Consider the following 12995-nt stretch of genomic DNA (forward strand, 5'->3'; position numbering starts at 1 on the left):
GGGCCAAAACGCCCCTGTAAAAACTTAAAATCGACAATTCGGCGCTTTTCGGGCCCACCTCGCGTGGGCCGGGCGCCCGGCACCTTTCGACCTCTTTCCGGAAACCTTGACCTTATGTCCAACCAGCCGAACACGCCCACCGCCACCCCCGCGCCACAAGACGAGAACAAGCTGATCGTCGAGCGCCGCGAAAAGCTCAAGGCCTTGCGCAAAGACCAGGCGGACGGCAAAGGCGTGGCCTTCCCGAACGACTTCAAGCCGACCGACCATGCGGGCAAGCTGCACGCCGCGCACGGCGGCAAGGACGGCGAGGCGCTGGCCGCCGAAGCCATTCCCGCCAAGGTCGCCGGCCGCATGATGCTCAAGCGCGTGATGGGCAAGGCGAGTTTTGCCACCCTGCAAGACAGCACCGGGCGCATCCAGATTTTCCTCACGCGCGACGAGATCGGCGAAGAACTGTATGCCGCCTTCAAGCACTGGGACCTGGGCGATATCGTGGCGGCCGAAGGCAAGGTCTTCAAGACCAAAACCGGCGAGCTGTCCATCCATGCCACCAGCGTGCGCCTGCTGACCAAAAGCCTGCGCCCCCTGCCCGGCGATTTTTACGGCATGGCCGACCAGGAACAGAAATACCGCCAGCGCTATGTGGACCTGATCACCGACGAACAGGCACGCAAGCGCTTCACCGCGCGCAGCAAGGCCGTCAGCTCGATCCGCGAATTCATGGTCAAGCACGATTTTCTCGAGGTCGAGACGCCCATGCTGCATCCCATCCCGGGCGGTGCCAATGCCAAACCCTTCAAAACGCACCACAATGCGCTGGACCAGGAGATGTTCCTGCGCATCGCGCCCGAGCTTTACCTCAAGCGCCTGATCGTCGGTGGTTTTGACCGCGTCTTCGAAATCAACCGCAGCTACCGCAACGAAGGCATCTCGGTGCGGCACAACCCCGAATTCACCATGATGGAGTTCTATGCGGCCTACTGGGACTACAACGACCTGATGGACTTCACCGAGGCGCTGATCCGCGACGCTGCGCAAAAGGCCGTGGGCACGCTGCAGCTGAGCTACGGCGGCAAGGAAGAAAAAGTCGACCTCGCCAGACCCTTTGCCCGCCTGACAATCCGCGAAGCCATCCTCAAGCACACCGAAGCCGGTGACCATGTCGACGACGCCGCCTGGCTCACCAATGCCCTCAAAAAGCTGGGCATGAACGAGGAAAAAGACCGCCTCTCGACGCGATCGCTCGCCGGCCTGCAGGTGCTGTATTTCGAGGAGCTGGTCGAGGAAAAGCTCTGGCAGCCTACCTTCATCATGGAGCACCCGACGGAAATCTCGCCGCTGGCGCGCGCCAACGACAGCCGGCCCGAAGTCACCGAGCGCTTTGAGCTCTACATCACCGGCCGCGAATTCGGCAACGGCTTCAGCGAGCTCAACGACGCCGAAGAACAGGCCGCCCGCTTCAACGCGCAAGTCGCGGCCAAGGACAGCGGCGACGACGAAGCCATGTTCTACGACCACGACTTCGTGCGCGCCCTCGAATACGGCATGCCCCCTACCGGCGGCTGCGGCGTGGGCATTGACCGCCTGATGATGCTGCTGACGGACAGCCCCAGCATTCGCGACGTGATCTTGTTCCCTGCCCTCCGCCGCGAGGTCTGAAGCGCAAGCGGTGAGGCGCCCGGCCTCAATTCCTGATGGCCAGTGCCGCCCCTTTGAAATATCTCGCCGGTTATCCGGAAAACCTGCGGGTCCAAGTTCAGCAATTGCTGGATCAGGGCCGGCTGGGTGAAGTGCTGCTCACCAAATACCCCCAGGGCCACGGCGTGCGGACCGACAAGGCGCTGTACGACTACGTGATGGATCTCAAGAACGATTTCCTGCGCAGTTCCGAGCCTTTGTCCAAGGTGGCGTTCGACAGCAAGCTCCACGTGATCGCCCACGCGCTGGGCACGCACACCACCGTCTCACGCGTGCAGGGCAGCAAACTCAAGGCCAAACGCGAAATCCGCGTCGCCACCTTGTTCAAGGACGTGCCCGGGGAGTTTCTGCGCATGATCACGGTACATGAGCTGGCCCACATCAAGGAGCGAGCCCATGACAAGGCTTTCTACCAGCTGTGCACGCACATGGAGCCGCAGTATCACCAGTATGAATTTGATTTGCGGGTCTACCTCACGCACATAGACGCGGTGGGCAAGCTGGCCTGGCCCGCGGGGCAGGTCGCTCCCTGAGCCGGGTCTTGCGCCGGCAGGCTGTTTGGTATTTCTCTCCCCACCCCTTGTGGATGCGCCGAGGAGCGGAGGTCCAGACGGATCAGGGCAAAAACTTGTTTGAGCGAAGCGAGTTGTTTTTGACCCCGTCTGGATCGAGCACCGCAGGCTGCCCGTAGCGAAGCGAAGGGACGCAGACACCAGGGTCGCCTTTTCTTTTGCTTACTTTTCTTTTGGCGAAGCAAAAGAAAAGTGAGTTGCCGCCGGGCAACCCCCGGCCAGCCGCCCACAGCAAGAGAACCGAGGAGATAAAAACACTGAAGAGCGCGCCCGCCGGCGCAAGACCCGGCCTAAGGAATCAACCCCAGCGCGTGCATATACGCCGGCTGCACCATCAACTCATCCCAGCCAAACGCCCTGCCCTGCGGCAGCAGCGCCTGGCGCCGCAACTCGCTGGCTTCCATGGCCTCCCACTGGCCCTTGAGCAGGGCCTCGGACATGCCGTCAAGCAGTTCGTCGACGGGCTGGCCCTCGCCCACGGACTGGTTGCACAGCAGCACCATGTCGCAGCCGGCGTTGAGCGCCGTGACGGCTGCCTCGGTGTAGCTCACTTCCTTGCCGTCGATCAGGCGGGCACCGGCCATGCTGAGGTCGTCGCTGAAAATCGCGCCGCCGAAGCCGAGCTGGCTGCGCAGGATGAAGTTGAGCCACTGGCTGGAAAAACCGGCCGGCCTGGCATCGACCTTGGGATAAATCACATGCGCGGGCATCACGCTGCTGAGCGTGGTGTTGAGCCAGCCGTAAGGCGCGGCATCGTCGGCCAGTATGGCTTTGAGGCTGCGCTTGTCGACGGGGATGTCGGTGTGGGAATCGGCCTTGACAAAACCGTGGCCGGGGAAATGCTTGCCGCAGTTGGCGACGCCAGCCTGCAGCAGGCCGTGCATCAGGCTCTTGGCCAGCAGGGTGACGACGCGCGGATCGCGGCCGAAGGCGCGGTCGCCGATCACGCCGCTTTCACCGTAATCGAGGTCCAGCACCGGCGTGAAGCTGAAGTCGACGCCACAGGCGCGCAGCTCGGCACCCAGCACATAACCGCAGGCGGTGGCGGCATTGGTGGCGGCCAGCTGGTCTTTCATCCACAGCAGGCCCAGCTCGCGCATGGGCGGCAGGTGGGTGAAGCCGTCGGTCTTGAAGCGCTGCACGCGGCCGCCCTCGTGGTCCACGCAGATCAGCAAATCCTCGCGGATGTCCTTGATCTCGGCGCACAGGTCGGACAGCTGCCGGCGATCCTTCCAGTTGCGGGCAAACAGGATGATGCCGCCGGTCAGCGGGTGTTTCAGGCGCCGGCGGTCGGCCTTGGTCAGCGCATGGCCGGCGATATCGATGATGAGGGGGGCGTGCTGGGTCATAAAAAATCCGGAGTTGGGGGCTTCCGTTGAGGGGTCAGGAGAGCTTTTCCACCACGCAGAAACTGGCGGCGTAGTCGGTCTCGTCGGTCACGGTGACATGGGCAGTGAGCTGGCGCGCCTCGAACCAGGCTTTGAGCGTGCCGTGCAGCACGATTTCGGGCTTGCCGCTGGCGGCCTTGGCGATTTCGCAGGAGCGCCAGGTCATGGGCATGCGCATGCCCATGCCTATCGCCTTGCTAAAGGCCTCCTTGGCGGAAAAGCGGGTAGCCAGGTAGCTGACGCCGCGGTCCGGCCAGCGCGCGCTGCGGGCCTTCCAGGTGGCCAGTTCGCCGTCGGCCAGAATCCTCCTGGCAAAGCGCTCGCCGTGCCTTTCAAGGCTGGCGCGAATGCGGCGCACATCGCAGATATCAGTGCCGATGCCGTAAATCATGGAGCCCCCACGGTCGCCCACTGCGTGTGGCTTCCTGCCCCCCGAGGGGGCCGCCCGCCTGCGGCCCGGCGAAGCCGGTTCCGCGGCTCAGGCTGGTACTTCAGGGTAGTTTCACGGCAGCAGGAAATCATGCGGGTACAAACGCCCGGTCTATGCTGGCCAGATAGCTCCTGACGGTGGCGGCGTAGCCCAGCTCCAGCGCGTCGGCGATCAGGGCGTGGCCTATGGACACCTCCAGCACGCCCGGCACTTCGCGCACAAACTCCGTGAGATTGTCGCGGTTCAGGTCGTGGCCGGCATTGATGCCCAGGCCGGCGGCCGCCGCAGCCTGCGCCGCCGCAGTAAAGCGGGCCAGCACCTGCGCTTTTTCGGGGGTGGGCCAGGCGCGGGCATAGGTTTCCGTATAAAACTCCACGCGGTCGGCGCCCACGGCTTTGGCGGCCGCCATGGCTTCGGGGACCGGGTCCATGAAGAGGCTGACGCGCACGCGGCGGTCGTGCGCCTGCTGGATCAAAGGGCGCAGGCGCTCGGCGTCCTCAGGAAAGCTCCAGCCGTGATCGCTGGTGAACTGGTCTTCGCTGTCGGGCACAAAGGTGCACTGGTGCAGCGGCAGGCCGCGGGCGGCCAGGTCGTGCACAAAACCCATGAGGTTCTGGAAAGGATTGCCTTCGATGTTGAATTCACGGTCGGGCCAGTCCTTCATCAGCGCCGCGAGCTCAAAGACGTCGTCGGGACGGATGTGGCGCTCGTCCGGCCGCGGATGCACCGTGATGCCCTGGGCGCCGGCCTCCAGGCACAGTTCGGCGGCGCGGAGCACGCTGGGAATGTCCAGGTGCCGGGAATTGCGCAGCAAGGCAACCTTGTTGACATTGACCGACAACGCGGTCTTGTCGTGCGCATGGGAAACGACGGGAACAGGCGAAAGGATTTTCATGGCGGTGGCTCGTTAAAAAGCTTGCAGGTCCATCATCATTTGCCGGGTTTTCAGGACCTTGACGCCACAATGGTAGTGCAGCAGGCCGCGCAGCTGGGTTTTAAGCTCATTGAAGCCGGGAATACAGGCCCGCACGGTGTCGGAAAACAGGGACTCTTCGCCCAGCGCCTGCTGCAGCGCCTGCCACTGCGCGCCGGGCAGGCTGACGCGGTCGTCGTCATGCGCCTGCCGCAGTCCCGCCTCGGGCACCAGCACATAGCGGGTGTCCGGGTCCAGCGGCGCCAGCGTGGCGGTTTCGGCGTCCAGCAACGGCAAAAGGCCGATATCGCGCAGCAGCCGCAGCTCGAAGGCGCGCAAGGCCAGCTGCAGGGTCTCGGCGCTCTGCGCGGCGAGCAACTGCACCGTGGCTGCGTAGGCGTCAAACAGCACGGGGTGCGGGTCGTCGCGGGCCATCAGGCGCATCAGGAGTTCATTGAGGTAATAGCCCGACAGCAAGGCATCGCCGGTCGGCATGACGTGCCCGCCCTGCCATTCGGCACTCTTGAGGGTGCGGATTTCGGCGTCACCGCCGAAGGCAATATGCAGCGGCTGCAGCGGCAGCAAAATCGGCCGGAAACTCGAACTCGGCTTCTTGGCCCCGCGCGCCACCAGCGCCACCCGCCCGTACTTGCGGGTGAATACCTCCAGGATCAGGCTGGACTCGCTCCAGTCGTAGCGGTGCAGGACATAAGCGGGTTCATCGCCGATGCGTTTGGTGGCCATGGTTCAGGAGGTCGTACAGGAAATGAGCTGCGAGCACTTTGCGGCCTCCCCTTTCAAGCCGGGGCCGCGGAACCGGCTTTGCCGGGCCGCAGGCGCAGCGGCCCCCTCGGGGGGCAGGAAGCTACACGAAGTGAGCGACCGTGGGGGCCACATTACTCGTAGCCAAAGGTTTTAACTCTCGCTTCATCATCGGCCCAGCCCGAGCGGACCTTGACCCAGATCTCCAGGAACACCTTGCCGCCCGTAAGGGTCTCGAGCTCATGCCGGGCTTCGGTGCCTATGCGTTTGAGCTTTTCGCCCTTCTCGCCAATGATCATGCCCTTGTGGCCGTCGCGCTCGACAATGATGGTGGCGGCGATCTTGCGCAGGGTGCCCTCTTCCTCGTACTGGTCGATAACCACGGTGGAGGTGTAGGGCAGCTCGTCGCCGGTCAAGCGGAACAGCTTTTCGCGGATGATCTCGGCGGCCATGAAGCGGTCGCTGCGGTCGGTCAGCTCGTCGGCGCCGTACATCCAGGGCTGGACCGGCAGGTATTTTTCGCAGATGCCGAACAGGCGCTCGATGTCCCTGGCGTTGTTGGCCGACATGGGCACGAACTCGGCAAAATTGTGCCGCTCCTGCATCTCCCTGAGCCAGGGCGCGATCTCGGCGCGCCGGTGTATCAAGTCGAATTTGTTGGCCAGCAGGATCGCGGGCGTCTTTTCGGGCAGCAGGGCCAGCACCTTGGCATCGGCCTGGTTGAACTGGCCGGCTTCGACGACAAACACGATCAGGTCCACGTCATTGACGGCGCCGACCACGGTGCGGTTCAGCGAGCGGTTCAGCGCGTTGCCGTGCCGGGTCTGGAAACCCGGCGTGTCGACGAACACATATTGCGTCGCCTTGACCGTGCGCATGCCGGTGATGCGGTGGCGCGTGGTCTGGGCCTTGCGCGAGGTGATGCTGATTTTTTGCCCCACCAGGGCATTGAGCAGGGTGGACTTGCCTACATTGGGCTTGCCCACAATGGCGATCAGGCCGCAGCGCTGCTCGCCGGCAGGCGGCGTGGTGGCGGCCGGCACGGCCGCGCCGCGCGAGGACAGTGCCTGCGCCAGCATGGCTTCGAGCGCATCGGGCGGCTGCGCTGCCTCCAGCGGCTTGGCCTGCCGCGTCTTGGGCTTGGTGGCGGGCGCTGCTGTGGCAGTAGCCGGTTTTTTGGCTTCTTTTTTACCTGTACTCATAATTTTGGGGTGTTGGCCCGCAGCCTCTGGGCAGCGGCGGGCGCGGAGTCAGGATTCCAGCGTCTTGACAAACATCAGCATGGCCGCCGCGGCGGCCTGTTCGCCGGCCCGGCGCGAACCGCCTATGCCGCGCTCGGCCCGCCCAAACTCCGCGATTTCACACTCGACGTCGAATGTCTGCTTGTGGGCGGCACCCATGGTGCCCACCACGCGGTAGATGGGCAGGTTCATTTTGCGCCCTTGCAGCCACTCCTGCAATTCGGTCTTGGGATCCTTGCCGATGGCCTGCATCTGAGGGTTGATCTCGACATCCTTGAAGAGGCGGTGCACCAGCCGGGCGGCGGTGTCAAAGCCCGCGTCGAGGTAGACCGCGCCTATCACGGCCTCCAGCGCGTCGGCAAGGATGGAGGGCCGCTTGTGGCCGCCGGACTTGGCCTCGCCCTCGCCCAGACGCACCATCTCGGGCAGGCCCAGCCCGACCGCCAGCTTGTGCAGGGTATCCTGCTTGACCAGATTGGCGCGCACGCGGGACAGGTCGCCTTCGGGCAGCTCGCTCAGTTGTTCATAGAGCAGGCCGGCCACCGCCAGGTTCAGGACGGAGTCGCCCAGAAACTCGATGCGCTCGTTGTGGTCGGACGAAAAGCTGCGGTGCGTCAGTGCCTGCAGCAGCAGCTTGGGGTTGGAGAACTCATGCTCCAGGCGCTTTTGCAGCGCCGGCAGGCCCGGGCTCGAGGTGGCGCTGGCTCGCACTTATTTGGATTTGCCGCTGTACTTGAGCAGCAAGAAGGCGGGGCCGGCCATGTGGATTTCCTTGTTGTAGGCGAAGGACACCACGGTTCTGTCGCCTTCCTTGGTCACTTCCAGGTCCTTGCCGCTGATGGACTTGATGTCGTCAATCTGAGCCGCCTTGTCGAAGATGGTCCGGACTTCAACGACGGTATTGCCGTCCCTGGCCTTGTTGACGGCCTTGGTGATGGCCTGGAGCTCAACCAGCGTGGGGAAAACCTGGGCGGCCAGAATCCCCGCGCAAACCAGGATGACGCAGAAAAACAGAAGGCCGATGAAGGAAATGCCGCGTTGCTGATGTTTCATTTTTTCTCCTGCTCTGACTAGAAAACCCTCCGGCCCGCCGCCTCGGACGGCGCTGCCGCCCATATTGCTATTCAAAAGAGCCGATACGTTTGAGGTTGCCGAAATTCATCCAGACAAAAAAGGCCTTGCCCACGATATTGGCCTCCGGGACAAAGCCCCAATAGCGCGAATCCTGCGAATTATCGCGGTTGTCGCCCATCATGAAGTACTGCCCCTCTGGCACCTTGCAGACCATGCCCTCGCTACTGTAACGGCAATTTTGCTTGAAAGGAAAGTCCATGACCTCACGCTCATCCAGCCCGGCGCGCCGTGTGTCGTCATTGAGCAGGCGGTATTTCTTGCCGCCGTTGACCTCTTCGAACTGCTTGGCGTAGCGCAGCACGTCCTCGTCGAAGAAGTCCGGCAGCGGCGTCTTGGGCAGGGGTTTGCCGTTGATGGTCAGCTTCTTGTTGATGTAGGCCACCTCGTCGCCGGGCACGCCGACCACGCGCTTGATGTAGTCCAGGCTGGGTTTGGGCGGGTAGCGGAACACCATCACGTCGCCGCGCTGCGGGCTCTGGTTGTTGATGACCTTGATGTTCAGCACGGGCAGGCGCACGCCGTAGTGGAATTTGTTGACCAGGATCAGGTCGTTGATCAGCAGGGTCGGGATCATCGAGCCGGAGGGGATCTTGAAAGGCTCGAACAGGAAGGAGCGCAGCAGGAAAACCACCACGATCACCGGGAACAGGCCGGCGGTCCAATCCAGCCACCAGGGCTGCATGATGAGCCGGGCGCGGGCTTCACCGAGGTTGTTGTTGTCGACCTGGGTGATGCCCTTTTGGGCCAGCTCGGCCTGGCGCCTGGCGGCGCTTTCCTCGAGCGCCGCGGCGGCCTTGTAGCGCTGCGGCAGGAAATAAAAGCGTTCGGCCAGCCAGTAGATGCCGGTGACCAGCGATGCCAGGAACAGCAGCAGGGAGAAATTGCCTTCAACGGCGCCGAAGTACCAGGCGGCGCCGTAACCCACAAAGGCCGCCAGCACCGCGGCCGTGATCGTGCTCATTGCGCCGCGCATCAGTCTTCCACCTGCAAAATGGCCAGGAAAGCTTCCTGGGGTACTTCAACGGAACCGATTTGTTTCATGCGTTTTTTACCCGCTTTTTGTTTCTCTAGGAGCTTGCGCTTGCGTGAAATATCGCCGCCGTAGCATTTGGCGATCACGTTTTTGCGAAGCGCCTTGATTGTCTCACGCGCAATAATGTTGGCCCCGATGGCAGCCTGGATCGCGACGTCGAATTGCTGGCGCGAGATGATCTCGCGCATCTTGGCGACCACCGCCCGCCCGCGGTAGGCCGACTGGCTGCGGTGGACGATGATGGACAGCGCGTCCACCTTCTCGCCGTTGAGCAGGATGTCGACCTTCACCACGTCCGAAGCCCGGAATTCCTTGAACTCGTAGTCCATGGACGCATAGCCGCGCGAGACGGACTTGAGCTTGTCGAAGAAGTCCAGCACGATCTCGCCCAGCGGCATCTCATAGGTCAGCATGACCTGCTTGCCGTGGTAGGCCATGTTCAGCTGGATGCCGCGCTTCTGGTTGGCCAGCGTCATGACGGCGCCCACGTAGTCCTGCGGCATATACAAGTGCACGGTCACGATGGGCTCGCGGATCTCGTTGACGCGCCCGGCGTCCGGGATTTTGGACGGGTTCTCGACCATGATGGTCTCGCCGTCGGACTTGAGCACCTCATAAACGACGCTGGGCGCCGTCGTGATCAGGTCCTGGTCGAACTCCCGCTCCAGCCGCTCCTGGACGATTTCCATGTGCAGCAGGCCCAGGAAGCCGCAGCGAAAGCCGAAACCCAGGGCTTCGCTGACCTCGGGCTCATAGTGCAGCGAGGCGTCGTTGAGCTTGAGCTTTTCCAGCGCATCCCGCAGGGACTCGTACTCGCTGGCCTCGGAAGGGTAAAGGCCGGCAAAAACGGCCGGCTGGATTTCCTTGAAGCCGGGCAGCGCCTCGGTGGCGGTGAAGGCCGCGCCGCCCGTGCCGGGCTTGACCAGCGTGACGGTGTCGCCCACGCGGGCGGCTTGCAGCTCCTTGATGCCGGCGATCACAAAACCCACTTCGCCGGGCTCCAGCGACTGGCGCGGCTCGGTATGCGGGGTGAAGACGCCCAGCTGCTCGGCGTTGTACATCGCCTCGCTGGCCATCAGCTTGATGCGGTCGCCCCTGGCGAGCCGGCCGTCGACCACCCGCACCAGCATGACCACGCCAACATAGGCGTCGTACCAGCTGTCGATGATCATGGCGCGCAGCGGGCCGTCCGGGTTGCCCTTGGGCGAGGGGATCCGGGCGACGATGGCCTCCAGGATTTCATCGATGCCCATGCCGGTCTTGGCGCTGCAGGGAATCGCGTCGGTCGCGTCGATGCCGATGACCTCCTCGATTTCCTGCTTGGCGTTCTCGGGGTCGGCCTGCGGCAAGTCCATCTTGTTGAGCACCGGCACGACCTCGACGCCGAGGTCCAGCGCGGTGTAGCAGTTGGCGACGGTCTGTGCCTCCACGCCCTGGCTCGCGTCCACCACCAGCAGCGCGCCCTCGCATGCGGACAGCGAGCGGCTGACCTCATAAGAGAAGTCGACGTGGCCCGGCGTGTCGATCAGATTGAGGTTGTAAACCTCGCCGTTGAGTGCCTTGTATTTGAGCGCAGCGGTCTGCGCCTTGATGGTTATCCCACGCTCTTTTTCGATGTCCATCGAATCCAGAACCTGCGCGCTCATCTCGCGGTCCTGCAAACCACCGCAGCGCTGGATGAGTCGATCGGCCAAGGTGGATTTGCCGTGATCAATGTGCGCAATGATCGAAAAATTTCTGATGTGATTCATCAACGAGAACGCCTAAGTACTTGAAAGTATTGCGAAGAGATTGGGTGCGATTCGCGAGGGGCCATAAAAAAGGGCGCGTCGATTAGCGACGCGCCCTGAACCAACAATCTATGGCAACTGCGATAGTTGGAACTTCATTGTAGGCAAAAAGCCAGAGCCGAACAGTCCCGAAATTGCCATATTTTTGTCGTTGCAGGCTAGCAACAGGAATCTTATGCACAACTTATTCACATTTTTAAACTGCATGTCTCTGAACAACTTGTGGGTGATCTGTGGATCAGTGTGTATTACCCAAAATCAAGTTGGAAAGCGGGATTTTGGGGTCCCCGATATATCCAAAAGACACAGAGGCAAGCCCCTATTCTACCGAAATCCGTCCGTGACCCGATTTTGTTGTGAGCAGTCACTAACAAAAAGCAAGTACCGGGCCGCTGAAAAATATATTTTTGAGGGGGCTTAAAAAGGCCTGGATGCCGGCAAAACCCATAAACCCCAGCAGGGTATGGGGGCCTTCCAGCCCGTTGGCGGCTCCCGGCGCCGGGGCGCGGGGAGGGCCTCAAGAGAACAGGCCCGGCGATCCAGCCTGGGCCCGCCCTGCGATGCCGGTTTAGCGCGCGGGCCGGATCAGCGCGTACTGCGCCCATTCGCCGCGGCGGAACAGCACGTTGATGGCCTTGGTCTTGTCGATCTTGGCAAGGGCCGCTTCGAACTCCTTGACGCTGGTGACTTCCGAGTTGGCGATCGCCACAATCACGTCGCCTTCACGAAGCCCGGCGCGCGAAGCCGCGGCTTCGGCCGTATCCACCTTGACGCCGCCCTTGATCTTGAGTTCCTTCTTCTGCGCGTCGCTCACTTCGCTGACCACCAGGCCCAGCGCCTGGGCCGCGCCCACGGCCGGCGCCTTGGGTTCGGGACCCGAAGCCTTGCGCGCCGGTTTTTCGGGCTCGACCTCGCCGATGGTGACCGAGAGGTCCTTGCTCGCGCCGCGCCTGAAGACGGTCACCACGGCCTTGGTGCCGGGTTTCACGTTGCCGACCATGCGCGGCAGGTCGCTGGATTTTTCAATGGGCTTGCCGTCGAACTTGATGATGATGTCGCCGGCCTCGATACCGGCTTTTTCGGCGGGCGCGCCGCTTTCAACGCCGCGCACCAAGGCACCCTGCGCCTTGCCCAGGCCTATGGATTCGGCCACGTCCTTGGTGACCTGGTCGATCTGCACGCCGATGCGGCCGCGCGTGACCCTGCCGCTGCTGCGCAGCTGGTCGGATACGCGTGCGGCCTCATCGATGGGGATGGCAAAGGAGATGCCCTGGAAGCCGCCCGAGCGCGAGTAGATCTGGCTGTTGATGCCGACCACTTCGCCGCGCATATTGATCAGCGGGCCGCCCGAGTTGCCTGGGTTGATGGCCACGTCGGTCTGGATGAAAGGCAGGTAGTCGCCGGTGTCGCGCTGCTTGGCGCTCACGATGCCCGCCGTCACGGTATTCTCAAGGCCGAAGGGCGAACCTATGGCCATCACCCATTCGCCCACCTTGAGGCGGTTGATGTCGCCGATCTTGACGGCCGGCAGGCCGGTTGCCTCGATCTTCACCACGGCCACGTCGCTGCGCTTGTCGGCGCCGATGATCTTGGCCTTGAACTCGCGCTTGTCCGCCAGGGTGACGAGAACCTCATCGGCGCCCTCCACCACGTGGGCGTTGGTCATCACAAAGCCGTCGGCCGTCAGGATGAAACCGGAGCCCACGCCGCGCGGCTGGTCTTCGTCGGGCTGCCCGCGGTCGGGCCGCGGCACGCGCGGCATATTGGGCGGGACCGGGATGCCAAAGCGCTTGAAGAACTCCAGCATCTGCTCGTCGGCGCTTCCGCCGGCCGAGGGTTTGGCTTTTTCCAGGGTGCGGATATTGACCACCGACGGGCCCACCTGCTCCACCAGATCCGTGAAATCGGGCAAGGTGCGGGTTTGCGCCCATGCGGGCGCCACCGGCACCAGCGTGGCGACTGCGGCAGCCGCCACCAGACCGGCGGTCAGGCAGGAGCGCAGGGGTTTCCAGTTCAATTCAAGCATCGTCA

Annotated in this window: 12 protein-coding genes; 2 read left to right on the plus strand and 10 right to left on the minus strand. The window is 63.1% G+C overall.

Translation table 11 applies throughout. The features are described 5' to 3' along the window. Positions 1-114: 114 nt before the first annotated feature. The gene (gene lysS / locus AC1D09_RS13140) at positions 115-1662 is read left to right on the plus strand and encodes a lysine--tRNA ligase (RefSeq protein WP_477664835.1); all 1548 of its coding nucleotides are present in this window, start codon (positions 115-117) and stop codon (positions 1660-1662) included. A gap of 35 nt (positions 1663-1697) precedes the next feature. Then, the gene (locus AC1D09_RS13145; protein WP_477664834.1) at positions 1698-2234 is read left to right on the plus strand and encodes a YgjP-like metallopeptidase domain-containing protein; all 537 of its coding nucleotides are present in this window, start codon (positions 1698-1700) and stop codon (positions 2232-2234) included. 329 nt (positions 2235-2563) lie between these two features. Here the strand turns inward: AC1D09_RS13145 and nagZ are convergent, their stop codons facing one another. The 10 genes from nagZ to AC1D09_RS13195 all read right to left on the minus strand — a co-directional run bounded on the left by nagZ (position 2564) and on the right by AC1D09_RS13195 (position 12990). Further along, on the minus strand, positions 2564-3622 hold the full coding sequence (gene nagZ, locus AC1D09_RS13150; RefSeq protein ID WP_477664055.1) for a beta-N-acetylhexosaminidase: 1059 nt from the start codon (positions 3620-3622) through the stop codon (positions 2564-2566). A gap of 34 nt (positions 3623-3656) precedes the next feature. Further along, positions 3657-4052 (minus strand): holo-ACP synthase, encoded by a 396-nt coding sequence (acpS, locus tag AC1D09_RS13155; protein ID WP_477664095.1) that lies wholly within the window; start codon positions 4050-4052, stop codon positions 3657-3659. A gap of 127 nt (positions 4053-4179) precedes the next feature. Beyond that, the gene (locus tag AC1D09_RS13160; protein WP_477664056.1) at positions 4180-4986 is read right to left on the minus strand and encodes a pyridoxine 5'-phosphate synthase; all 807 of its coding nucleotides are present in this window, start codon (positions 4984-4986) and stop codon (positions 4180-4182) included. Positions 4987-4998: 12 nt separating this feature from the next. Further along, positions 4999-5748, minus strand: a complete 750-nt coding sequence (recO, locus tag AC1D09_RS13165) for a DNA repair protein RecO (RefSeq protein WP_477664057.1) — start codon at positions 5746-5748, stop codon at positions 4999-5001. A gap of 152 nt (positions 5749-5900) precedes the next feature. Then, positions 5901-6968: a GTPase Era gene (era, locus tag AC1D09_RS13170; protein WP_477701092.1), complete on the minus strand. Its 1068-nt coding sequence runs from the start codon at positions 6966-6968 to the stop codon at positions 5901-5903. A gap of 48 nt (positions 6969-7016) precedes the next feature. Further along, positions 7017-7718 carry a ribonuclease III gene (gene rnc / locus AC1D09_RS13175; RefSeq protein ID WP_007873895.1) on the minus strand — a complete coding sequence of 234 codons (702 nt, stop codon included), beginning with the start codon at positions 7716-7718 and terminating at the stop codon, positions 7017-7019. Then, entirely contained in the window at positions 7719-8060 is a 342-nt protein-coding gene (locus AC1D09_RS13180) for a DUF4845 domain-containing protein (RefSeq protein WP_477664059.1), read from the minus strand. A 67-nt stretch (positions 8061-8127) separates the two neighbouring features. Further along, on the minus strand, positions 8128-9102 hold the full coding sequence (gene lepB, locus AC1D09_RS13185; protein ID WP_477664060.1) for a signal peptidase I: 975 nt from the start codon (positions 9100-9102) through the stop codon (positions 8128-8130). A gap of 11 nt (positions 9103-9113) precedes the next feature. Beyond that, positions 9114-10925, minus strand: a complete 1812-nt coding sequence (gene lepA / locus AC1D09_RS13190) for a translation elongation factor 4 (RefSeq protein WP_074577666.1) — start codon at positions 10923-10925, stop codon at positions 9114-9116. 607 nt (positions 10926-11532) lie between these two features. Next, positions 11533-12990, minus strand: a complete 1458-nt coding sequence (locus AC1D09_RS13195; RefSeq protein ID WP_477664061.1) for a DegQ family serine endoprotease — start codon at positions 12988-12990, stop codon at positions 11533-11535. Between the last annotated feature and the right edge of the window lie 5 nt (positions 12991-12995).

The sequence above is a fragment of the Polaromonas sp. P1_A2 genome, assembly GCF_056406895.1.